This is a genomic window from Salinivibrio sp. VGrn1 (assembly GCF_009377995.1).
Lineage (GTDB): Bacteria > Pseudomonadota > Gammaproteobacteria > Enterobacterales > Vibrionaceae > Salinivibrio > Salinivibrio siamensis.
The window spans coordinates 374,856-397,476 of sequence record NZ_SATA01000001.1 but is presented as its reverse complement, the minus strand read 5'-3'; the positions used below and the strand labels follow the sequence as shown (position 1 = coordinate 397,476).

At 49.7% G+C, this 22,621-nt stretch carries 18 protein-coding genes, 3 CRISPR repeat arrays and 1 riboswitch; of the genes, 9 read left to right on the top strand and 9 right to left on the bottom strand.

Annotation, left to right across the window (positions count from 1 at the left end; all coding sequences use genetic code 11):
* Window positions 1–46: 46 nt before the first annotated feature.
* The 5 genes from cdd to EHW56_RS01725 form a co-directional block, all read right to left on the bottom strand.
* The gene (gene cdd, locus EHW56_RS01745; RefSeq protein WP_152799034.1) at window positions 47–937 is read right to left on the bottom strand and encodes a cytidine deaminase; all 891 of its coding nucleotides are present in this window, start codon (window positions 935–937) and stop codon (window positions 47–49) included.
* 202 nt (window positions 938–1,139) lie between these two features.
* The gene (locus EHW56_RS01740; RefSeq protein ID WP_152799031.1) at window positions 1,140–1,874 is read right to left on the bottom strand and encodes an ABC transporter substrate-binding protein; all 735 of its coding nucleotides are present in this window, start codon (window positions 1,872–1,874) and stop codon (window positions 1,140–1,142) included.
* 91 nt (window positions 1,875–1,965) lie between these two features.
* Window positions 1,966–2,469, bottom strand: a complete 504-nt coding sequence (locus EHW56_RS01735; RefSeq protein ID WP_052707982.1) for a hypothetical protein — start codon at window positions 2,467–2,469, stop codon at window positions 1,966–1,968.
* A 269-nt stretch (window positions 2,470–2,738) separates the two neighbouring features.
* Window positions 2,739–4,160 carry an exodeoxyribonuclease I gene (sbcB, locus tag EHW56_RS01730; RefSeq protein WP_077607096.1) on the bottom strand — a complete coding sequence of 474 codons (1,422 nt, stop codon included), beginning with the start codon at window positions 4,158–4,160 and terminating at the stop codon, window positions 2,739–2,741.
* A gap of 264 nt (window positions 4,161–4,424) precedes the next feature.
* A complete protein-coding gene (locus EHW56_RS01725; protein WP_077577759.1) occupies window positions 4,425–5,009 on the bottom strand; it encodes an FMN-dependent NADH-azoreductase in 585 nt (194 codons plus the stop codon).
* A gap of 323 nt (window positions 5,010–5,332) precedes the next feature.
* Here EHW56_RS01725 and EHW56_RS01720 point away from each other — a divergent pair, with 323 nt between their 5' ends.
* A complete protein-coding gene (locus EHW56_RS01720) occupies window positions 5,333–6,007 on the top strand; it encodes an HAD family hydrolase (RefSeq protein WP_231637370.1) in 675 nt (224 codons plus the stop codon).
* Window positions 6,008–6,132: 125 nt separating this feature from the next.
* Here the strand turns inward: EHW56_RS01720 and EHW56_RS01715 are convergent, their stop codons facing one another.
* Window positions 6,133–7,551, bottom strand: coding sequence for a sodium:alanine symporter family protein (locus EHW56_RS01715; RefSeq protein ID WP_152795420.1), 1,419 nt, complete (start codon window positions 7,549–7,551; stop codon window positions 6,133–6,135).
* A gap of 73 nt (window positions 7,552–7,624) precedes the next feature.
* Window positions 7,625–7,718: riboswitch (glycine riboswitch) on the bottom strand.
* A gap of 342 nt (window positions 7,719–8,060) precedes the next feature.
* Between EHW56_RS01715 and EHW56_RS01710 the strand changes: the two genes are divergently transcribed.
* Together EHW56_RS01710 and EHW56_RS01705 are read left to right on the top strand one after the other, a co-directional pair.
* The gene (locus tag EHW56_RS01710; RefSeq protein WP_152799027.1) at window positions 8,061–9,227 is read left to right on the top strand and encodes a J domain-containing protein; all 1,167 of its coding nucleotides are present in this window, start codon (window positions 8,061–8,063) and stop codon (window positions 9,225–9,227) included.
* Window positions 9,228–9,421: 194 nt separating this feature from the next.
* Complete coding sequence (locus EHW56_RS01705; protein WP_172970613.1) at window positions 9,422–10,585, top strand: amidase family protein; 1,164 nt, start codon at window positions 9,422–9,424, stop codon at window positions 10,583–10,585.
* A 335-nt stretch (window positions 10,586–10,920) separates the two neighbouring features.
* Here the strand turns inward: EHW56_RS01705 and EHW56_RS01700 are convergent, their stop codons facing one another.
* On the bottom strand, window positions 10,921–11,187 hold the full coding sequence (locus tag EHW56_RS01700) for a TIGR03643 family protein (protein WP_046073170.1): 267 nt from the start codon (window positions 11,185–11,187) through the stop codon (window positions 10,921–10,923).
* Window positions 11,188–11,404: 217 nt separating this feature from the next.
* A CRISPR array of direct repeats spans window positions 11,405–12,032; the repeat unit is 28 nt; unit sequence GTTCACTGCCGCACAGGCAGCTTAGAAA.
* A 146-nt stretch (window positions 12,033–12,178) separates the two neighbouring features.
* A CRISPR array of direct repeats spans window positions 12,179–13,047; the repeat unit is 28 nt; unit sequence GTTCACTGCCGCACAGGCAGCTTAGAAA.
* A gap of 369 nt (window positions 13,048–13,416) precedes the next feature.
* Between EHW56_RS01700 and EHW56_RS01695 the strand changes: the two genes are divergently transcribed.
* From EHW56_RS01695 to EHW56_RS01680, 4 genes are all read left to right on the top strand, one after another.
* Complete coding sequence (locus EHW56_RS01695) at window positions 13,417–13,725, top strand: helix-turn-helix domain-containing protein (protein WP_152795415.1); 309 nt, start codon at window positions 13,417–13,419, stop codon at window positions 13,723–13,725.
* On the top strand, window positions 13,709–14,968 hold the full coding sequence (locus EHW56_RS01690) for a type II toxin-antitoxin system HipA family toxin (protein WP_152795413.1): 1,260 nt from the start codon (window positions 13,709–13,711) through the stop codon (window positions 14,966–14,968). The genes EHW56_RS01695 and EHW56_RS01690 overlap by 17 nt, the downstream gene beginning before the upstream one ends.
* A 167-nt stretch (window positions 14,969–15,135) precedes the next feature.
* Window positions 15,136–16,003: direct repeats of the CRISPR family, unit length 28 nt; unit sequence GTTCACTGCCGCATAGGCAGCTTAGAAA.
* 550 nt (window positions 16,004–16,553) lie between these two features.
* On the top strand, window positions 16,554–16,802 hold the full coding sequence (locus EHW56_RS01685) for a type II toxin-antitoxin system ParD family antitoxin (protein WP_152795411.1): 249 nt from the start codon (window positions 16,554–16,556) through the stop codon (window positions 16,800–16,802).
* Entirely contained in the window at window positions 16,799–17,116 is a 318-nt protein-coding gene (locus tag EHW56_RS01680; RefSeq protein ID WP_152795409.1) for a type II toxin-antitoxin system RelE/ParE family toxin, read from the top strand. Before EHW56_RS01685 ends, EHW56_RS01680 begins: the two co-directional genes overlap by 4 nt.
* A gap of 209 nt (window positions 17,117–17,325) precedes the next feature.
* On the opposite strand, the gene EHW56_RS01675 is transcribed toward EHW56_RS01680, so the two are convergent.
* Together EHW56_RS01675 and EHW56_RS01670 are read right to left on the bottom strand one after the other, a co-directional pair.
* The gene (locus tag EHW56_RS01675; RefSeq protein WP_172969947.1) at window positions 17,326–17,610 is read right to left on the bottom strand and encodes a helix-turn-helix transcriptional regulator; all 285 of its coding nucleotides are present in this window, start codon (window positions 17,608–17,610) and stop codon (window positions 17,326–17,328) included.
* Window positions 17,603–17,926 carry a type II toxin-antitoxin system RelE/ParE family toxin gene (locus EHW56_RS01670; RefSeq protein WP_152795407.1) on the bottom strand — a complete coding sequence of 108 codons (324 nt, stop codon included), beginning with the start codon at window positions 17,924–17,926 and terminating at the stop codon, window positions 17,603–17,605. The genes EHW56_RS01675 and EHW56_RS01670 overlap by 8 nt, the downstream gene beginning before the upstream one ends.
* A gap of 254 nt (window positions 17,927–18,180) precedes the next feature.
* Here EHW56_RS01670 and cas1f point away from each other — a divergent pair, with 254 nt between their 5' ends.
* Together cas1f and cas3f are read left to right on the top strand one after the other, a co-directional pair.
* On the top strand, window positions 18,181–19,152 hold the full coding sequence (gene cas1f, locus EHW56_RS01665) for a type I-F CRISPR-associated endonuclease Cas1f (protein WP_152795405.1): 972 nt from the start codon (window positions 18,181–18,183) through the stop codon (window positions 19,150–19,152).
* A complete protein-coding gene (gene cas3f / locus EHW56_RS01660) occupies window positions 19,149–22,595 on the top strand; it encodes a type I-F CRISPR-associated helicase Cas3f (protein ID WP_152795403.1) in 3,447 nt (1,148 codons plus the stop codon). The genes cas1f and cas3f overlap by 4 nt, the downstream gene beginning before the upstream one ends.
* Window positions 22,596–22,621 lie beyond the last annotated feature (26 nt).

Genomic DNA, 22,621 nt, shown 5'->3' with positions numbered 1-22,621 from the left:
AGGGCGACCTGAAATCCCCTGAGGACCGGACAAATAAGGAGGGCGCTTAGCGGGTTGAATACACTAAGGGAATATCTGGGTCAATGGCATCCAGTGTTGCCTGGGTATCGGCAAGGTGACTGACTGTACTCGTTGCCATTTCGGCCAACGCAACAGAGCGAATTTCTGTCCAATGGTAGCCCGCCATATTGACCGCAATTAATGCAACCTGAAGAGGCGGAAGACTTGGGTTAAAAGCCGCGTTCTCGGCATACATGCCAGAGAAAAATTCGCCATCATTGGTTTCAACCGCGGCCCCGCTATAGTTACCTGAGTAGGGCGCGTGACTGCGGTTAGCGGCGTCAGCGGCGGCTTTTAGCAATGGAATATCGATATCATCCGTTGATAATTGATTGGACTCGTCAGTCAATAAGCGAGAGTCAATCCCCAAATCGGCAGGACCAAACGGCTCGGGTAGATAGGTGTGCAAATCTTTAGGATCGGATTGTGGCAGCTGGATGATCAAGGACTCAGCGCCATTGAGCTCATTCATGAACTGCCGACAGTGACCACATGGGCTGTAATTGATCGTAATATCGGTGAGGCGTTTTGCCCCTTTTGTCCAAGCATGGCTGATAGCGCATTGCTCGGCATGCACTGTCTGCCCTAGCTGCACCCCGGTGAATTCAATGTTTGCGCCTAAATACAGGGTGCCACTTTCATCACGGACAATAGCACCAACATTAAACTGAGAAATGGGGGTAACCGCATAGGCCGCCGCCAAAGGCAATAAAGCAAGACGCAGTGCGGCGCCGTTAAGGCCACTGGCGGATTCCATCTGCGCCACCTGCTCTGGTGTGAAGGTAGCACCAAAGTTTGCGTCATTTATCCAATCAGAGACGACGCTTTGTAGGGCGTCGGGTAATTGTGTCAGTGCGTCAGTTAGTGCGGTTCGCATAGCATCTCTTCTTTATCGTTAACGGGAGGACAGTGTAGAGAAGCCTTTTCAATAATTGTGTGAGTAATGTCACGCATGTTTTGCAAGAGCAGATTTGTTGCTGAAAGTTAGAGTGACATCAATGTTTTTATGCCTCTTAATGTGGCCATCATGACGACGTGCGTAGGCAGACACGTTCGCGAGCCGAAAGACGGTTGATGCATTATGGCTGCCAATCGACATAGGGGCGATGTACCTTACGATACTCACGCGCGAGATCGCCCTGGTCACGCAAGCGAGTAATCAGTCGTGTGAGATACGCATCGATTTCTCGGCCCGCTTCGCCCTTAGGAATGATGAAGACATCGTGGAAGTCAGCAAAGTGTGCGCGTTTGATCATGGTTAAACCTAGCTCTTTAAGTGCCATGTCAGCTTCCTCTTGCGCCCAAACGAAACCATCAATTCTCCCCGCGGCCAAGCGCAACAAAGATTGTTTAATACTGTGCGAGCGTTGCACCTTAAAGGGCATATAATAGGGAACGGCTTCAATGGTATAGCGCGAGGGGGTTGCCCACAGCGCTTTGACCGAGAGCGGGAGCGCTTTATTGGTGTAAAGGACATGTGTGACCTGGCCAAATGACACCTCGCTAAAGTCGAAAGGCAAGGTGGACACTTCCCGCGTCGGACGCACCGCGGGTAAACCAAAGTCGGCTCGCCCTTGTGCGACACTGTTTATCGCGCGATGAATAGGGAAAACCTCGATAATAATCTTGGTGCTAGGGTCTTGCGCATCAAGATAGCGGACGAAATCGACAAACGCGCCGCTACCATCCAAATTGATCAAGCCAGGTAGTTCGCCAAGGTGTGCGACATAGGTTTGTTCAATGGTGGCTCGGGTAGGGGTGGAGAGGCTGAGCAGCGTGATAAACAACAGAAGCGGTAAATAGCGGCGTGGCATTATCTCTCTCTCAGATTTTAAAGCCAATGGACAAAGCAAAAACGACGACCTAATACGACACGCCCGTGGCGCACCACGGGCATCAAACACGCTAAGCTTGAGTCAATAATGCTGTCATGCCAATAATGACCGCCGCTGCCGTGACTAGGATCGTGAGTGGTTTAGCGATACTAAACGACGACTCTTCAATGGTCGTTGAGTGCGTTAAAGACGGTGGAGGCGTCTGTGATGCAGCGTTTGCTGCTCGTCCTGGACGTTTGGCAAGTGTTTGCTGCGGAAGCGACACACGAAAACCAAATTCACCGACTACTTCAAAGGGAAGGCATTTTTTGCCGTTGCGGTAGGATTTGGCCATTAATGATGTCACCACACTTTGATGCTGGGCAAATGAGCTGTCGGGCAAGGCCACTTGTTTGAATAAGGTGCGGCTAGAGAGTACCTCTCCGGCATAGTAGCAAAGCATCTCGAGTAAACGAGACTCTTCGTAAGAGAGAACCGTCATCGTGTCATCGGCCCAATATAACGTACGGCTTTCTGGTTCAAAATCAACCTCGGGAAAGCGGTAACAGCGCGTATCTACTTTTGTTGTCATCATTGCCACACTCCAAACAACATCCTTTTTAAAAGTGTGGACTCAAATCACAGAACTGCAACTGGTCAAGCTATCTTTTTTTTGGTAGGACAAAGTGGGCAGTGTGTCAGCATTGCTAGTTAATAACTTAAAAAACATGACGTTAAAAATAAAAGGCGACCAAACCTGTCCACCACCGCTACCTGATAGGTAGACTAAGGTCGGAGTGATGGTAGGTCGCCTTACTGACCGGATGGTGTATTCGCGATGCGTCTTTAGCAACCGTGCCAGTGTTAGCCAACCAGTGATTCCACATAGTGGTAAATCGCTTTTAAAACGCGAACTTTATCCTCCTCAGCTTGGTGCTGTTCAGCGAGATGCTGCAGGTTATCCATATAAGCAGGAAGGTGTGTCTCAAAGTAATCACGTCGATGCATAAACCATTTTTGCTGCTCGGCTTCGGTGAGTGTCCACGGGTAATTGCGCGCGCGATAACGGAATAACAGCGGCTTGATGCGCCAGTCATCAACGCTGAGATCCAGGGCTGCAAGATTCTCAGGATCGCGTGCACGGATGATGTCCATCGCACTGCGGTCGCTTTTCGAGAAAAAGCCCGCGTACAGGGCCGTATCCACGTCCTGATCGTTGAAAGGCTTGGCATCGGCAAACACGGCAACGAGCTTTTCGCGTAATTCTGGCGCGGCTTTCAATGCTTTTAGGTGTTGTAAGCACGCTTCGCGATCCACACCGAGTCGGGCAGCATCCTCTGGTCGTAATGTTTTTGCATCGGCGAGAACGGGGCATTTATTGATATGCACCAGTTTAAGTGGTGCCGGTAACTGTCCTTCCGTGAGGTCGTGGTGCGGGGTATACAGGCGCTCGCGTAACGTATCAGCGTCCAATTCAAACAAAGGGGCCGGGTCACGGGCCAGATCGACAGTAATCACGGCATTAGGGTTATCAGGATGCCAAGCAACGGGCACAATCCAGCTGGTGTTGCCTCGCTCGGTGCCGAACATGCCAGAGACATGCACGAGAGGCGTCATATTCACCACATCGATCAGGTGCTTGATTTTGTTTTTATTCCGATGTTTTAACAAATAATCAAATAGCCGTGGCTGTGCCGCCTTGACCTTTTTCGCCAGCTCTATGGTCGCGTGCACATCCGCCATCGCATCGTGTGCGTCGCTATGCTCTATACCATTGGCAACAGAGAGGTTTTCTAGTTTAAAGCTGGGTTTACCGTTGTCATCGTGGGGCCATTCAATACCATCCGGACGCAGTGCGTAGCAGGCGCGCATTACATCGAGCAAATCCCAGCGCGAATTACCGTTTTGCCAACTCCAGCCGTACGGGTCAAAAAAGTTGCGGTACAGCGTGTAGCGCGTGACTTCATCATCAAAGCGCACGTTGTTATACCCGACAATGCAGGTATTGGGTTGCGAGAAGGCTGTATGGATCTGCGCGATGAACTCCGGCTCGGATAAGCCTTTTTTCAGTGCCAGTTGCGGTGTAATCCCGGTGACCAAACAGGCTTCCGGAGCCGGTAAGTAGTCATTGGGTGGTTGGCAGTACAGGACTAAGGGTTCACCGATGACATTAAAGTCACTGTCGGTACGAACGCCAGCAAATTGGCAAGGTCTGTCTTTACCTGGATGGGTGCCGAATGTTTCAAAGTCGTAGAAAAAAAAGCTTGGCTGGTCGGCGTCTGTCACAATCGAATCCAACTTGGTCAATAAGAAAGCAGGCGCAAAATCCTGCGATAAACCAGTATGGTAACACTGGCATCGCGTATCACCAATCCTGAGCTAACCGGTGCAATATTGAAACGCTGATGCGTATAAAAACAGTCAGTCAGCAGTGAAGATCGATAATGAGAGCCTGCACGCAGGCAGGCTATCGTGATAAGGCAGGTGGAAAGGTCGGTTCGTTCACGTCGTGCGAACACCCAAAAGCATGCGTTATCCGCCGCTAAGACGCTAAGACGCTAAGCGTTTCAGTGTTTGCTTGGCCTCATCAATGGCTTGGCTTGCAGTGTCTTCGCCCATTGCCAGCCCCTCGGCGTAAACAAACTCGACGTCGGTGATCCCAATAAAGCCCAGTACGGTCTGCATGTAACCCGTGATATGGTCGGTCGTGCCCCCTTTGTGCATCCCACCGCGTGTGGTGACCACAATGGCACGCTTGCCTTTCAGTAGACCTTCGGGACCATTTTCAGTGTAACGGAAAGTCACCCCCGCACGGGCAACGAGATCAATCCAAGCTTTGAGTTGCACGGGGATAGTGAAGTTGTACATAGGCGCAGCAATCACTAGGGTATCGCTTTGCTGAACTTCTTCAATCAACTGATCTGAAGCTTGCTGCACGTGCTGCTGGGCATCAGTGAGTTCACCTGTACCGCGTAGGCCGCCTACATTGTCCCCAGTGAGAATCGGCAATGGGGTAGAAGCAAGATCGCGCTCAATCAGCGTGTCTGGAGACAGCTCATCCACCACACTGTTAATCACAGCGTTTGAGCTTGAGTAGGGGCCAAGAATACTTGATTTCAATACCAGCGCTTTCATGCGTCTCTCCTTACAGTTTATGGCGTTTTGCCCATGAGGTTGTTTTGTTGACTCGATGTAGTCTAGAGACTTTCACAATGAACACCAGCGTACAGATTCGTTAAACTTGTTCAAAAATTTTGTTGATGTCGCTGCACGTGGCGTGGTCAGTTGCGCTGCGTGAGCATGGGCGTATGATAGCGGCCGATAGTCGTTCAAAATGTAAAAATAATGTTATAATTCCCGTTGTGTTGGCTAGGGATCCAAGACAAAGAACGGCAAAGCGCCAGATCAAATCACAAGTCGGTCGCTTGTGGGACGCAACGGGGTTTGAGGAAATGCGCGTGAAAAATTTATTTATGTTAGACGTGGATGGCACGCTGGTCGATAGCTGCCAAATGGACCACGAGTGTTTTAGTCAAGCTGTTTATGAAGTCACTGGTTTAACGGTGCCGGATGATTGGGGTGGCTACACCAATGTCACCGATGCGGGGATCATTGAAGAGCTGATTGATAGTCATGATCTTCAGCGCGAAAAGATCATGTTGTTTCGAGAAATTAAGCGCGTGTTTACGCATAAACTGGCCAGCGCAATTGCTAACCACGGATTAAAGCCGTTGCCAGGTGCGGTAGCATTTATTGATGAGATGCGTCATATGCCGACCGTTGCCTTGGCGATAGCAACAGGAGGCTGGGAAGAGACCGCGCGGATGAAGCTTAAAGCCGCTGGTTTTAATATTGACGGTATTGTTTTTTCTTCGTGTTCAGATGCGATGAGTCGTAGCGAAGTGATGGCATTGGCTGCGTTCCGCGCTAAACAAGATTACGGTGTCCATTTTGAGCGGCGCATTTATTTTGGTGATGGGGTGTGGGATAAACAAGCCACACAGTCGCTAAACTACGAATTTGTCGCCGTGGGCGATAAAGTCGAGCACGACGTAAGTGTGAGCAATTTTGTCAACCCGCGTGCGATTTTAGGCAAACTGGGTATTGATGAAGCGCAGCGTCAATACGCCTAATCGTTTTATGCGTAAACGCGATGCAATGCGTGAACGCGAACAATGAGCAGAAAAGAAAAGCCGACGCGTCGACACGTCGGCTTTTTTATCCGCTGTTCAACTTCTTAGCGAGTCGCTAATCACTTTCACTGTGCATCAACAACGGCGTTGTTTTCTTGGCTCTGTACATTGGTTGCGCGAGTCCGGTTGTCTAGTGTGGCAAAGTAAGCTTGGGTTTCCGCAATGACCACCTTGCGCAGCAGCAATAAACCAATCAAGTTAGGAATCGCCATTAAGCCGTTGACGATATCGGCCAGTATCCAAATCGTATTCAATTGAATAAAGGCACCGGATGCAATTAAGCCGATAAAGAATAGCTTATAGATATAAATGGCTTTTTTGCCAAACAGGTACGCGACGCAGCGCTCGCCGTAATAGTGCCAACCTAAAATGGTGGTGAAGGCAAAAAACAATAGGCCAATGTTGACCAGCATCGGACCAACACTGCTTTCCATCCCTACCGCAAACGCATGTGAGGTCATGGCGGCGCCTGCGAGCTCCCCAGACCAAGATTGTGTTAGGATCAGGGTCAGTCCTGTCATGGTACAAATCACCAGCGTATCGATAAAGGTGCCGGTCATTGATACTAAGCCTTGCTCAACACAGGAGTCGGTTTTTGCTGCGGCCGCGGCGATGGGCGCACTCCCGAGGCCAGATTCGTTAGAGAATACCCCACGTGCAATACCCGATTGAATCGCCAGCATCATGCCGGCACCCGCAAAGCCACCGGTTGCGGCCATACCGTTGAAAGCAGACTCAAACACCAAACTGACGGCTTGTGGCAGTTGCGCGGCGTTTGCTACGAGGACCCATAAGCACGCGCTTACATAAAGCACTGCCATAATAGGCACAATTTTGGCGGCGACGGCGGAAATGGATTTAACTCCGCCTAATGTCACTAAGGCGACAAGTACGGTCAAAAGTCCAGCAACGGCGACAGTAGGAATGTTAAATAAGTGGGTCGCCGCGCTGCTAATCGCGTTCACTTGTGGGAAGGTGCCTATGCCAAAGCATGCCACGCCCAGTCCAAATAAAGCAAAGAGCTTGGCGAGAATGGGTTTACCGGCGCCTTTAGACAGGTACATCATCGGCCCACCGAGCATATTGCCTTTATGGTCGACCTCACGGTATTTCACCGCGAGTAGACACTCGGCGTACTTAGTCGCCATGCCCAAAAAGGCGGCGAGCCACATCCAAAACAGTGCCCCTGGGCCCCCAAGAGAAATGGCGGTGGCCACACCGATGATATTTCCGGTACCTATGGTCGCGGATAAGGCTGTACACAGTGCCGCAAACCCTGAAACATCCCCTTGGGTTTTGGCGTTCGACGGCTTAAAGATTTGCTTGAGCGCAAACGGCAGGCGACGGAGTTGGAGTAGCCCTAACCGTACTGTAAAAAAGAGCCCCGTACCGGTGAGTAGCAAAAGAAGCGGTGGCCCCCATATCCAATCGTCAATGGTGCCTAGAAGTGTTTGTATATCTGGTAGTTGCGAAAAAAATGGCATTCATTCCCCCTTTAAACATCAAAGGAGGAGATAGACCACACTAATATTAACAAAAGTGCTACATATTGGGGTGGGTATCTCCTCTGTCCTTTTGCCTGAGAGTTTCACTTGAAAACAAGCTTGCTCCTTCGGCGCCCGAACTAACGGGTCTCTCCAGAGTCTCCTCCAACAGCAGTCCATACAATTAAGTGCCTGAAAGATTTACTTCTTCGGCGGATGGCGTCAGCCACCTCTCTCCTGCTGTCTTCATCGGAACGTCGTTATGACGGAAAGTATGATAGATCACAGAAATATGAATGCAATGCAAAAATCAGTGAATGGGGAATAATTCTTTCTTAATGGCAAAAAACACAAACTTTTAGTATTTATTTCTAACAACAGAGATGTCGACGCATGCCTTCGCCGAGTTTGTTAACTTGAAAACAAGATGAAAGGGGTTAATTTTTTCCCACATTGGCCGATAAATTGGCTAATCTGGACAGGCAACGAGTAGGATAACGAGCAGCAGCATGACCACGTGGAACGAACTTTTAGGCGTGAACGCTGGCGACAATGCCGAGCAAATAAAACAGCGCTATAAGCGACTTTCTAGCCGCGTACATCCAGATAAAGGAGGCAGTACGGGGCTAATGCAGCTGGTCAGTGAAGCCTATCAAGCGGTTAAGTCAGGTAAAGGCGAGGGCAGTGCGCTGGGTCAGCCGCTAAGTGGTGCCAGTCAGGCAGCATTGCGCAGCCAAATTGCGCATCTACAAAAAGAACTGGCGGCGCTACAACAAGAAAATCGAACATTGAAGTCTCGCCAAGCCAATACTCAAATCCCCGCACACTTGACAGCCAAAATTGCCAAACTCGAATTTGATAATCGCCAATGGCGCGAGCAATACCAAAAGCTTGAGCGACAGCATCACTCATTGGAATCTCAGTATCACGCGTTACAGCGCGAGCAGGACCAACGTAAAAAAGACTTGGTACAGGTGAACCGTGAGTTAAAAGAAGCGCTATCGCGCGCGGAGCAATTGGAAACTGATCTCACTCGCAAAGCGACACCAGTGACATTAAAGCCAGTCAAACCTGGTTTATCTTGGCGCTGGGTGCTTGTGTCTTGGGCCATGATGGCGCTGCTGATAAGCCCATTGGGCCAATGGCAGCAATGGGTTGACCGCTTTTGGGGGCAAGATCAGGACCAGACCGCACAACGTGTACGTATTATCGACCCAGCGCCCTCAGAGTCTCAGCCCACGCAAGCGAATAATGAGCCTCAGCCTCAGGCGGCGCCTGCACCAGCGATACCCGTTGCCCCTATGATTCAGCTTAATCCTGACGCGAATCAGTGGCATATCAATCAATATGCAGAGACCGCACGGCCTTACTTGGCCTTACGCAGTGAGCAAGGGTCATATGTGGTCGCGAATTGTATGGGCGAGTTTTATATCTACCTTAATCAGGGCTATCAGCCTCTCCGTGTGCCACCAAACTTGGATTACGTAGCACAGCGTCAGCACTTTCATGTTTATGCCATTCCTTACGGGCAGGGGGCGTCGGTGGATAGTTGGCAGTTGGCACGTAAGGTACAAATACTCGAACACACCTTCGTTAGTGCTGACTTGGCGCCCAAACTCAGCGCTTTTGAACAATCCTGTCGACAAGTACCAGGTTTAACCGCGGTAAACTTATAAACAGTATCGCGACTAGGCACGCATCTCACATCGCTTTAATCATTGCCTCGCACGGAAATCGATAGCGAGATCGCAGACCGCGAGTGGGCACGCTCAAGATATCAGAGCGGAAAACCGTGAAATTGCGCCTGATTTCACGCACATGTATTACACTGATCAATAAGTAATAAGCGTGACTGATGAGGCCTGTGTACATGCTCGATCAAGCGATGTTTGCGCACCCGTTCGATCCACCACGTCAAGATAGCCTAAATGGGGTGTTTCGGCGTTATAAACTGGCAGTGTCCCACTCGGTGTCTGTTGAGGAACATGTCGCTGGTATCGGGATCCCCTCATGGTCTGAGGGACGCACCGCCGCCAGCCAAGACGCTGCGGTTGTCAAAACCATGATGGCCCAGGGCGCCAGCTTGATTGGGCAGCTGCAAATGGATCCTTTAGGCTTCAGTATTACCGGTTTTAACCCGTTTTATGCGGAGCTTCGCAATCCTCACTTTCGCCAATACCGCGTCGGAGGGGCAAACGCAGGTATCGCGGTGGCGGTGGCAAAAAAGCTGGCGGATTTGGGCATTGGTAACGATGCATTTGGCGGCGTACGGATCCCTGCTGCACACTGTGGACTGTTTGGATATCGTCCCACGCCAAGCCTTATCGATACCCAGGGGATCATCTCTGTCGCGGAAACCTTTGATAATGTGGGTGTGTGCAGCGCGGCGCTTGGCCCGCTAAGTCAGTTCCAAGAGCTGGTGGCCAAGCCGTCCTCCGCCGTGACGAATATCCAAGGCGTGGTCATCGCCGAAGCGGTTTTTGCGTTATTCTACAGTGATGAAGCGATGGCGCAGGTCTACCAGCATCTTGAGCATTTAAGCTTACCGCAAGAGTCGACGTTGACTATGAACAAACTGGTGCTGTCGCGGCTTGAAAATGCGCAGGTGTCAATTGCCAGCCAAGAGTTTCTGTTGATGTACGGCGCATGGTTGAAACAGGCCAAGCTTGATTTGCCCACCTCAACGCAACAGTATTTAGACCGCTTACAAGCTGTCGACTACAAAGCGCATTATCAGGCGAAGAAAACCCGCAAACAGTTGAGAGATACCGTTTGTGCCATGTGGCCGAGCGATAAAGTATTACTGATCCCATCCACACCGGGCGCCATTTTACCTCGTGATTCGGATGCGTCAGACGGTGATGCGTTTAACTTATCCCAGCGACGACTCATGGCGCTGGCGGATGTATGTGGCTTACCTCAGCTCACTATCCCGTTATTTGAGCATCAAAACACACCTTATGGCGTGACATTATTGGCTCACCCTTTTAAAGATAAGTTATTGATGGAAGTAGCACGCCGCTGGCTCGGTTAACCGTATGGATTGCACCTTTATCCGCCCAGCCGTCAAGAATTTTCTATAAAAAAACGTTTTTTGTGTTTAAAGTTCTGATAATAAAGTAAAAATTAAGTTTATCGTTCCGCGTTTACTATCAACAGAAACTGTGGATAACCGGTTGGATTAGTCGGTGTTTAACTTGGTAAGTTATTGAAAATAAAGATTATAGTACGGAACTGTTGAGCTTGAGACGGAGTGGGTGAGTGTTATAAGAAAGTGACAAATTGGCTGTCACTTTGGTTTAATACCGCGTAGGGACGGTATTCACCCATATTCCGATGCGGTGATGCTGTCACTTATCGTCAACATGGTCACTTTTTGGCGGCTTTAAGCTTGTATTGTGTCTTACAATGGCTACGCATCACGCTCTTTGAACGCAGGGCCGTGTGCTTGGTTTTGCGACCACGTGTACGCGCACGCCATACTTTGAAACTACGCGGTTTTAATTCACGTCGCATTAAAGCAATCACATCATCTTGGCGTAGCCCATAGAGTGCTTCAATCGCCTCAAACGGGGTCCTATCTTCCCACGCCATTTCAATGATCCGGTCTACGTCACCAGGCTCAGTCAGTCGCATAGTCTCCTCCTCGCATTGGACTAATAATTACGTATACGTTGAGCAACGCGGATCATTGAAGTTGGATACATAAAACCCCTTTGTAACCCTTCTTTTGGGGAGGTTTAAAAATAATCATTAAATACAAAGAGTTGTGGAAGGCCATTTTAAACAAGGGTAAAAGAGCATTTTTATCCTAACAGCCTGTTGTTCCGAGCTATTATTACGTTATTCTATTGTTCACTGCCGCACAGGCAGCTTAGAAAAATACGCCAGAGGCCAGCGCCGCCGCCGTCAAGTTCACTGCCGCACAGGCAGCTTAGAAATCAAGCGAGTTGATAAAAATCCTATACTACCTGTTCACTGCCGCACAGGCAGCTTAGAAAGCTGCCACCTGTGGCGATTGACGAGATGGCCAGTTCACTGCCGCACAGGCAGCTTAGAAAGCGAGGGTGAGCCATTTAAGGAAACCTATCAGGTTCACTGCCGCACAGGCAGCTTAGAAAGCTAACGGTAACGCAATCGAGGTCGCCAACTTGTTCACTGCCGCACAGGCAGCTTAGAAACAACCGTGTTCGTTACGTGCTTTTTGTTTATCGTTCACTGCCGCACAGGCAGCTTAGAAAGGATTTGCGGATAAGATGACGCAATTCTCGGAGTTCACTGCCGCACAGGCAGCTTAGAAAATATCGCTATGGAAAGACCGCTCAAGGATGTAGTTCACTGCCGCACAGGCAGCTTAGAAAAAAGCGCAAGCGAAACGCTTGCAGGAAGTCGCGTTCTCTGCCGCACAGGCAGCTTAGAAATAGATAAGAGATAAAGGTCCGTGCGTACGATGGTTCACTGCCGCACAGGCAGCGTAGGTGACACAAGCCCCAACACTATGTTGGATAGGGGACATTGCCAACGGGCGCCTGTCACGATCGAGGTTAATCGTTGGCGCCGATGTCGGAGGCGCGCAGTCCGCTTGGATAATAGATGGCTGACATTGCACTGGCGCTTGTCCGACCTTGTATCTCTACGCACAGGCAGCTTAGAAAAATTCGGCTGGCCGTCGATGTTAGCCATGATGGTTCACTGCCGCACAGGCAGCTTAGAAAAGAAGATAACCGCACACCAGAGCCAGCACAAAGTTCACTGCCGTATAGGCAGCTTAGAAATGCCAGCGTTTTTTGTGTGCGCTTGTATTCCGGTTCACTGCCGTATAGGCAGCTTAGAAATTGCGAGGGGCCAGCACTTCGTCACGGATTTGGTTCACTGCCGTATAGGCAGCTTAGAAAGCTCGGGCGGGTTTTTTATTGCTTGCGGTGTTGTTCACTGCCGTATAGGCAGCTTAGAAAATCAAAAAATCAAGCAGATTCAAGACGCCGGTGTTCACTGCCGCATAGGCAGCTTAGAAACGCAACTAGCCGAGGGCGAAACGCCAGCGGCTGTTCTCTGCCGCATAGGCAGCTTAGAAATGAGTCAAATTGCTTCATTCCTCGGATTGTTTGTTCACTGCCGTACAGGCAGCTTAGAAAGTCAGCAACACGCCTCACCGCGTTTTAGTTGTGTTCACTGCCGCACAGGCAGCTTAGAAAGACGCACGGGCGCATGAAATACCAATCTATTCGTTCACTGCCGCACAGGCAGCTTAGAAAAATCCAAATCATCGGGGTCTAGGTCGAACAGGGTTCACTGCCGCACAGGCAGCTTAGAAATTTTCCACATAGTAGAAATCAAATCTCAAGCCGTTCACTGCCGCACAGGCAGCTTAGAAATAAAGCCAACGGTTAAAACCGACCTGAATGCTGTTCACTGCCGCACAGGCAGCTTAGAAAAGTTGAAACCGCGGTATCGAGCGCGATCACGCCGTTCACTGCCGCATAGGCAGCGTAGGTGACACAAGCCCCAGCACTATGTTGGATAGGGGACATTGCCAACGGGCGCCTGTCACGATCGAGATTAATCGTTGGCGCCGATGTCGGAGGCGCGCAGGCCGCTTGGGTAATAGATGGCTGACATTGCAATGGCGCTTGTCCGACCTACGCACAGACAGCGTAGGTGACACAAGCCCCAGCACTATGTTGGATAGGTGACATTGCTAACGGGCGCCTGGCTCGATTGGCGCTTATATCAAACGATGTAAATGCACCATGCTAGTCTTGATGTTGTGACTTATTAAACAATGAATATGTTGTAATTCCTTAAATGACAACTAATATGTTGTATATAGGCTGTAGTACAACATTAAAGTTGTTTGAGGGTGTGATGGTGTCACTAAAAGATATCGCGCGTGCATTGCAAGCGCGTCGCAAGTCACTTGGACTAGAGCAGTCTGACATGTACATGCGTATTGGCATGAAACAACAGCAGTACCAGCGAGTAGAGGCGGGGAGTGATGTCCGGCTATCGACTTTGCTGCGTGTGCTCGAAGGGCTCGACCTGACATTAACGCTTACGCCCAAAACGTCTCAGACTGTCGATGAGCCGGTAAACTTCGATCGTTATAAAGATGATGATAACGACGATCTCGACTTTTGGTTAGGGACGGAGCGCAGCGATGACCAAAACCAGTGAAAAGGTTGAGGGACTAAACATTCAACTGCATGGCGTTGACGTAGCGATTGTCACCCACTACGCGGGTGGGAAGAATATTCTCACGTTTAATCCGGCGTTTATCGCCACCTCTCAGCATGAGCGTTTAACCTTTTCGTTGAGGCAACGTCGCGATCCGCAATACTTACGCACACCACAAATTCGCACGGACAAACTGCCGCCAGTGCTCTCCAACTTGCTCCCAGAAGGCGCATTAAGAGATGTCGTGTCAAAGGCGTTACAGTGTCATACAAACAATGAATTCGCGATACTGGCATACATGGGTAAAAACCTGCCCGGTGCTATTGTGGCGACGCCAATTAAAGCGGGCGAGTTACCGCGTTGGGCATTGGCGCAAAGGCTTTCAACCGCGCCGCAGCAGATTGATGTTAAGCATGCTGATAGCAAATTCTCATTAGCCGGCGTACAAATGAAGTTTTCTTCATCGCACCGTGATGGGCGATACCATATTGATCACGACGCCAATGAAGACTCATGGATCATAAAAACGCCCTCAACCGTGCATAAAGGGGTGCCTCTCAACGAGTTCACATGTATGACGCTCGCTGCGCAGGCCGGCGCCGTGGTTCCCGAAAGACGTTTGATTAATGTGGTTGAGTTAGAGGGTTTACCCAATATTCAGCTGCCAAACGAGCCTCTTGCGTATGGCATACAACGCTTTGATCGCGGACCCGACGGCCGAATACATGCGGAGGATTTTGCACAGGTATTTGGCTTATATCCTTCAGATAAATATCAAAAAGTGAACTATGAGCAGTTGGGAAAAGTGTTATATCGCGAGAGCGCTAATGGGCGAGAAGACATACAGCAAATGGCACGCAGGCTGCTGATTAATATCTTGCTCGGGAACGGCGATGCGCACTTAAAAAATTGGACGATCTGTTACCCCTACCGCATGTTGCCGCGTTTAGCACCGCTTTATGATGTGGTCTTTACGCAGCCTTATATTGAATATGACAACATTGCGTTGAAAATGGCGAAAAGCAAGCGTTGGTATGATATTGGTTTGAGCCATTTCGAACGCTGGTCGCAAGATGTGGGTGTGCCGTGGCAAATGATCAAACCGCACCTATTGGATACGATCAACCTGGCGCGAAATATGTGGCCAAATCAACTTAAGCAATTACCGATGTTAACGGAGCACAAAGCGATGCTGCGTGATCATTGGAAAGCCCTGCACGAGAACTTCACCATTGATTCATGATCCAGCCAAACCGGGCGCTAAATCGGCGCCTTCTTACCCTTATTTTTTGACTATTTAAAAATAAACAATAAATACAGATAGTTACGGAATCCCCTTTTAAACAAGGGTAAAAGGCCATTTTTATCCTAACAGCCTGTTGTCACTGACGACTATTAAGTTATTCTATTGTTCACTGCCGCATAGGCAGCTTAGAAATCCCAGCCGTGGCCGTGAAAAGCCTGCCGTCAGTTCACTGCCGCATAGGCAGCTTAGAAATCAGTCGCAGAAACTAAACACAGTTTTGAAGCGTTCACTGCCGCATAGGCAGCTTAGAAAGGAACACTAAACACCGAAAAACACGCAAAAAAGTTCACTGCCGCATAGGCAGCTTAGAAATCTAGTGTCAGCAAGTGCGCGATCAAGTTAAGGTTCACTGCCGCATAGGCAGCTTAGAAATATGAAGAAGTGCGGCAGAAAGCGGAACAGGCGTTCACTGCCGCATAGGCAGCTTAGAAATGCGCGTCACGCCTTACGTGTTCAACAAAGACGTTCACTGCCGCATAGGCAGCTTAGAAAGCAAACTGTTTGCACTGATGCAGGACTATGCAGTTCACTGCCGCATAGGCAGCTTAGAAATAGCGGTTTCACTCCTTTGGCCACTTGCTTGTGTTCACTGCCGCATAGGCAGCTTAGAAACGCTCAAATCACACAGGCACTCAGACATTGAGGTTCACTGCCGCATAGGCAGCTTAGAAAAGCAACGTAAAAAAATCCTGAAGGTTGTGCTTGTTCACTGCCGCATAGGCAGCTTAGAAACAGTGAAAATCACCATCGGCATCATGCTGAACGTTCACTGCCGCATAGGCAGCTTAGAAAAACGGTATCAGCTTTGCTCCGCTCGACGTCATGTTCACTGCCGCATAGGCAGCTTAGAAAGTTAGCGCGAATGACATAGAAGAACACATCACGTTCACTGCCGCATAGGCAGCTTAGAAATTCAGTCGCAGCGTAGTACCGTGTGATGTTCGGTTCACTGCCGCACAGGCAGCGTAGGTGACACAAGCCCCAACACTATGTTGGATAGGGGACATTGCCAACGGGCGCCTTTCACGATCGAGGTTAATCGTTGGCCTTAATGTCGGAGGCGCGCAGTCCGCTTGGGTAATACATGACAGACATCGCACTGGCGCTTGTCCGACCTACACACCATTTTAATATCGGCGGTGCCATTGGCGTACATTGGTTATCGGAATAGCCACTTTTGGCCCGATAATACCATTGGCGTAGGTGACACAAGCCCCAGCACGGTGTTGGATAGATGCACATTGCCGACGGGCGCCTGTCACGATCGAGGTTAATCGTTGGCCTCAATGTCGGAGGCGCCAGTTGCACTGCGCGCGGTGCAAATCACACCTAGCTTGTACGATCGAGTTAGCGCTTCTCCGACCTACGCACAGGCAGCTTAGAAAGGATTGAATGAGAAGTCTTATGTGTGCTGCTGTAAATCCAACGTTGTTCGGCTGAATCAATATGAGTCAAAAAGTTGGGAGTCACTTACAAAAAGCGCTATATTCATTATTCATATTTATGAATAAGTGCGATAGTTATGGCAACAACAAGTTTAAGCTTAGGGGAGCACTGGGAAGTGTTTATTAAAAACGAGGTAGCAAGTGGCCGGTACGGCTCTGCTAGCGAGGTTGTTCGTGATGCATTACGCACGCTTGAGGAACGCAAAACCAAACTGGATGTGTTGCGCGCACATCTTGATGAGGGGGCTCAACAGGCAGCCAGTGATACGTTTGTCGATGACTTTTCAATGGATGAACTGATTAACGACTTGGACGCAGAATCTTGACGGCGAGCCAAACAAAAAAGCAGGTTCGTATTACGCCCAGAGCACGTGATGATCTTAAAAATATTGGTCGTTATACTGAGCGGAAATGGGGAAAGGCGCAGCGTAACACTTATCTAAAGCGTCTAGCTGCGCGGTTTAACTGGCTAGCAGAGAACCCGCAACTAGGCCAGCATAGAACAGACATTGAAGACGGATACTATTGCTTTCCTGAAGGACAACATCTTGTCTTTTATCTTATCCGACGCCATGCAATTGATATCATTGGTGTTCCTCATAAAGAAATGGACATTATTAACCATTTCACTATTGGTTAGTGCGCACATTGTGATTGATAACTACTGACATACGCACTACTAATGCGATCTTCCTTCAAATTCTTTGCTATGTTCACTGCCGCACAGGCAGCTTAGACACTGAAAATAATTGTTTTTTATGTCAGTTCATTGTTAGTGGTTGTGGCATCGAGGAAGAAGGGGATGGTTAAAGGTCAATAAAAGCGTATGACTAGCAATGACCATATACGTCAATTTGACGCATGTTTATAGCCAAAGTTAAGCTTGCAATTGCATGCTTTTGCATAGCTAAGCAGGGTTTTAAGGGTTGGATTACCTTTCCCTTTTTCAAGTCGAGAAATATTGCCTTCTTTCGTCCCCATACGTTCTGCAACCTGCTGTTGAGTTAGCCCGGCCTGCTTACGCATACTGAGTAACATATCGATCAACTCAAACTCAGGCGTCAATTCATCGTATGCTTGTTTCACGTCTGGTTTTTGCAATGCTTTCGCTTTTAGTGCTTGTAGGCTATTCACTTTTCACCTCTTTCATACGCCCTGTTGCCAATGCTAAGTCGTTCTTTGGTGTCTTTTGGCTTTTCTTCACAAATGCATGAAGGACATAGATGTTGGGGCCGTCTAAATAGCAGAATAGACTGCGTCCGATCCCTTCTTTTGCTTTGGCACGAATTTCAAACAGGCCGTTACCTATTGATTCTGTGTGAGGAGGACCTAAGTTTGCGCCATGTTTTTCTATTAGTTCAAGCAGCTTGAGCATTCGCGCTTGAATCTTAGGAGGCATGTTGAGAATGCTCTCTTCCACGCCTGGGTAAAAAACAATGTTCCAGTTCATCTCTTACTTCTTTTTATCATATATGATAATTTTTTATGGGTCAAAATCCACTTATCATACCGAGTAATCTCGGGCAATCTTGGCTGATTAGTATTATCTGGTTCGCATAACAATCGCACAGACATCAGAATGCGATCTTCCTTCAAACCCTAAACTGTGCCTTGTTTCACGGGCATGCGTTGCTATTTTTGTTACCTTTCAAATGCTTGTGAGTGATCTGCTTGGTCACTCGGACAATCACGAAAGGGACACCCATGGACGATCTCTCGCCCTCGGATCTTAAAACCATCCTTCATTCTAAACGCGCCAATATGTACTACCTCGAGCATTGCCGTGTGATGCAAAAAGATGGGCGTGTGTTGTACTTGGCGGAGGCGAAACGCGAAAACCTCTACTTTAATATCCCCATTGCCAATACCACGGTGTTGTTGCTCGGGACTGGCACATCAATCACTCAAGCGGCGATGCGTATGCTCTCGCAAGCGGGCGTGCTGGTTGGCTTCTGCGGAGGTGGCGGTACACCACTGCATATGGCAACTGAGGTTGAGTGGTTTACACCGCAAAGCGAGTATCGACCTACTGAATATCTGCAAGGGTGGTTGTCATTTTGGTTTGATGATCAAAAGCGATTGGACGCTGCGCGAACTTTTCAGCTGGCACGCCTGAGTTACTTAAAGCAGGTCTGGCAAGCGAGCCGTGAGCTCAAGCTTGAAGGGTTTGATGTGGCCGAATTGGCCGGCGCACTCGATACCTTTGTGGAGCGAACTGACAAAGCCAGCAAGCCGGCGGATTTATTGCTTACCGAAGCGCAGCTCACCAAAGCGCTTTACAAACACGCGGCGAACCGTACTCAAAAAAACGGTTTTAAACGTCAGCATGAGGCGGACGATCTCGCCAACCGCTTTTTAAATCATGGCAACTACCTAGCTTATGGCTTGGCGGCGAGTTGTCTATGGGTGCTTGGGATCCCGCACGGATTTGCGGTGATGCATGGCAAAACCCGTCGCGGCGCGCTGGTGTTTGATGCCGCGGACTTAATCAAAGATGCCACCGTGCTGCCTTGGGCGTTTATATGCGCTAAAGAAAACGCCACCGAACAAGAGTTTCGCCAGCAAGTTCTGCAAGCCTTTATTGAACACAAAGCGATGGACTTTATGTTCAACACCATCAAAGCCATTGCGCTGCAAGATGATTCCGACGATGAGATGACGGAGCCGCAACGATGATGGTGACCTTTATTTCTCAGTGCGAGAAAAAGGCACTGAAGAAAACCCGCCGCGTGCTTGATGCCTTTGCCAACCGAATTGGTGACAACACCTGGCAAACATTGATCACCGAAGATGGCTTAAATACGGTGCGAAAAATGCTGAGCAAAACCGCCAGCCGCAGCACCGCGGTCAGTTGTCATTGGATTCGTTCGAGAACTCATAGCCAACTCGTGTGGATTGTGGGTAATCGCCGCAAATTTAACTTAGAAGGCAATGTGCCGGTTAATCGTACTGAGCTGGACTTTAGCCACAAAGAATGGGAGCAGGGCTGGCAGCTTAATGAGGTGATTGTACTGGCAACGGCCATGGCGGGATTGTTTCATGATTTTGGGAAAGCCAATGCGTTGTTTCAGCAAAAGCTTCGCGGCCAAACAGTACACCAAGGTGAACCGTATCGCCATGAGTGGGTGTCGTTGCGTTTATTCGAGGCGTTTGTCAAAGGCAAGGCGGATCAGCAATGGCTTGATGAGCTTAGCGAGCTTACGCCTGAAACCGCCGTTGAGCATGAAGCTGCGATACTGGCGCGACTGTTTACTGAAACAGACGACTATCAACCGGTCTTTGATCACTTATCGCCATTTGCACGTATCGTGGCTTGGCTTATTGTCTCGCATCATCGGTTGCCCGTGAACTATGATGCCGACAACGCGCCAGTTGAACTCTCGCAAATCGACCAATGGCTGAGCCGTTGCTTTGGCAGCCACTGGAATGCGCCCAACGCGCTTAACCTTGGTAAATATGACCCGCAAGCACTTGCCGATAACTGGCGGTTTCCTGATGGCACCCCGTTTTTAAGCCAGCCTTGGCAACACAAAGCGTGTCAATTGGCCCAGCGTGCCCGCCAATATCCGTGGAGCGCTCATGGACAAGTTGATTGGTTATCGCAGCGGTTTCTCAGCCATATGGCACGTTTATCATTAATGCTAGCGGATCATTATTACTCGTCACTGCCACTGGAGAAATCCAAGCCCAAATGGCGCGATCGCCATTACGTGCCGATTGCTAATACAGACCCGTCTCAAGGCAAACGCAAAAACGCGCCGCCTAAACAACAGTTAGATGAGCACAATATCGGTGTGGCCATTAATGCGAGACGCTTTGCAGAGAATTTACCCTCACTTAAATGGACAATGCCGGCGATTGCTCAGCACCGCCGTTTTAGCCAAGGCGCCGAACAAGAAAAGTATCGCTGGCAAGATATCGCTTATCGGAAAACCAAAACTATCGCTACTCAGTCGGAAACACAGGGATTTTTCGGCATTAATATGGCGTCCACAGGCTGCGGGAAAACCATCGCCAACGCGCGCATTATGTATGCGTTATCGGACCCTTGGCAGGGGTGCCGTTTCTCGGTGGCGCTGGGGCTGAGAACACTTACCTTGCAAACCGGCGACGCGTATCGCGACTTGCTAAAACTTGGCGATGATGAGTTGGCTGTGCTCGTTGGCTCGCAAGCAATCCAGCGCTTGCACGAGGCGCAAAATACGTCACATCAGTCTTCCGGCGGCAGTGAATCTACCGAAGACTTTCTCAAGCAACTGTTTATTAGCTACGAAGGGCAAATATACGATGGCCGGTTGAAACACTGGCTAAGTAGTCAGCCTAAGCTGGAGAAATTGGTAAGTGCGCCGGTGTTGGTGAGCACGATTGATCATCTGATGCCCGCCACTGAAAGCCTGCGCGGCGGCCATCAAATTGCGCCTATGTTGCGTTTGCTCAGTACCGACTTAGTGCTTGATGAGCCCGATGATTTTGGTCTTGAAGACTTACCGGCGCTGTGCCGCTTGGTAAATTGGGCAGGCATGTTGGGATCGCGAGTGCTGCTGTCATCGGCGACCTTGCCGCCTTCGTTAGTAAAAAGCTTGTTTGATGCCTATCGTGCGGGCAGGGCGCAGTTTAATCATGCCCAGTTTGGCGACAACGCTTCGACGCATGAGGCTGACGATGCGCCTGTGATTTGCGGCTGGTTTGATGAGTTTACCAGCGAGATCCAGACGGTGACGAGTAAAACCGGTTACGTGACTTACCACCGCGACTTTGTCGCAAAACGCGTTAAGCGATTAGAGGGCGAGCAACAGGTGCTACGCAAAGGGAAGGCGGTAGACACCTCCGCGATTACCTCTTTGGCTGTTCCCTCTAAGTCCAGCGAATCTCATCTCGATTTTGGGCCGCTAGCGCAACTTATCCATACCCATATTCATCAGCTGCACCATGCGCATCACCAAACTCATGCATCCGGCAAAACAGTGTCGATAGGCGTGGTGCGCATGGCCAATATAAACCCTATGGTCGCGCTGACCCGCGCGCTGGTGCAAATCTCGCCAGATCCGGATCATGCGCTCTTTGTTTGCCCGTACCACTCACAGTTTCCGCTGGCGCTGCGGTCTTATCGAGAGAGCCGCCTCGATGCGGCGTTAAATCGCCATGATGAAGCGGCGATTTTCGAGCAGCCAGAGATTCGCGATGCCATTGAACACTGTGATGCCAACCATTTAATGTTTGTGGTGGTGGGCACGGCGGTGGTGGAAGTCGGACGCGATCACGATTACGACTGGGCCATTGCCGAGCCGAGTTCAATGCGTGCCTTAATTCAGTTGGCGGGGCGGGTACAACGTCACCGCCAGCAAGCGCCGGCGACCGCCAATATTCATGTGCTCGAGCAGAACGTCCGTGGGTTAAAAGGCAGGCATCCCGCTTATTGTAAGCCAGGCTTTGAAAGCGCTGCTATCCCGCTTGAAAAAGGTTACAAGGTCACGCTTGATGAAGGGCTGACTGCAATTTCCGCTACGCCGCGTATTCAGGAAATCCCTAAGCTGGAAAAATCTGCATTTATATTTGCTTCGTCGGCAAAAAGAGCGGCTAAGCCGGTGAGCCACTGGGGCGTACAGGAACACCGTGCGTTGCGCTTTACGTTGGAGTTGACGGGCGGGGAAAAATATCAGTCTGATTTTTTCCGAACTGGCAAGGAAGCCGAGCTTTGGTGGAATGAAACACTGATCAGTCAAGCCGCTGGACTACGTTACCCCGGAAAACATGCTAGCTGGAGCGGCGAACTGATCCGGCGTACTCCGTTTCGTCACAGCCAGCCCCAAGAAAGCTTTGTGTTGGCTTATAACGACGATGACACACTGGCTTGGCAGCAGTTAGATACCTCACGTTATCCCTACCAATACGCCGATCACTCATATCGCTTTAAACCCGTCGATATATCGCTAGCAGCCGGTTGCCATTGGTGGTTTGACGTTGATCCTGAAGCGGTTTATCAGCACTTTGCTGACCAACTGGGATGGCCGGTAAAAAAAGCGAGCCAGCACTTGGGCGAAATACGTCTCGCGGCTGAGCGGGAAGGCCAAAATATCACTTGGTGTTGGCATCCACAACTGGGTGCTTATCGGGAATAAAAAATTTAATGGAACAAATAGGATAA

Excerpts from the sequence above, each read along its gene's own strand:
- EHW56_RS01735 (WP_052707982.1), bottom strand. The coding sequence starts at position 2,469 with ATGATGACAACAAAAGTAGATACGCGCTGTTACCGCTTTCCCGAGGTT.
- EHW56_RS01690 (WP_152795413.1), top strand. The coding sequence starts at position 13,709 with ATGACCAAAACCAGTGAAAAGGTTGAGGGACTAAACATTCAACTGCAT.
- cdd (WP_152799034.1), bottom strand. The coding sequence starts at position 937 with ATGCGAACCGCACTAACTGACGCACTGACACAATTACCCGACGCCCTA.
- EHW56_RS01715 (WP_152795420.1), bottom strand. The coding sequence starts at position 7,551 with ATGCCATTTTTTTCGCAACTACCAGATATACAAACACTTCTAGGCACC.
- EHW56_RS01670 (WP_152795407.1), bottom strand. The coding sequence starts at position 17,926 with ATGAACTGGAACATTGTTTTTTACCCAGGCGTGGAAGAGAGCATTCTC.
- EHW56_RS01725 (WP_077577759.1), bottom strand. The coding sequence starts at position 5,009 with ATGAAAGCGCTGGTATTGAAATCAAGTATTCTTGGCCCCTACTCAAGC.
- EHW56_RS01700 (WP_046073170.1), bottom strand. The coding sequence starts at position 11,187 with ATGCGACTGACTGAGCCTGGTGACGTAGACCGGATCATTGAAATGGCG.
- EHW56_RS01685 (WP_152795411.1), top strand. The coding sequence starts at position 16,554 with ATGGCAACAACAAGTTTAAGCTTAGGGGAGCACTGGGAAGTGTTTATT.
- cas1f (WP_152795405.1), top strand. The coding sequence starts at position 18,181 with ATGGACGATCTCTCGCCCTCGGATCTTAAAACCATCCTTCATTCTAAA.
- cas3f (WP_152795403.1), top strand. The coding sequence starts at position 19,149 with ATGATGGTGACCTTTATTTCTCAGTGCGAGAAAAAGGCACTGAAGAAA.
- EHW56_RS01740 (WP_152799031.1), bottom strand. The coding sequence starts at position 1,874 with ATGCCACGCCGCTATTTACCGCTTCTGTTGTTTATCACGCTGCTCAGC.
- EHW56_RS01695 (WP_152795415.1), top strand. The coding sequence starts at position 13,417 with ATGGTGTCACTAAAAGATATCGCGCGTGCATTGCAAGCGCGTCGCAAG.
- EHW56_RS01710 (WP_152799027.1), top strand. The coding sequence starts at position 8,061 with ATGACCACGTGGAACGAACTTTTAGGCGTGAACGCTGGCGACAATGCC.
- EHW56_RS01705 (WP_172970613.1), top strand. The coding sequence starts at position 9,422 with ATGCTCGATCAAGCGATGTTTGCGCACCCGTTCGATCCACCACGTCAA.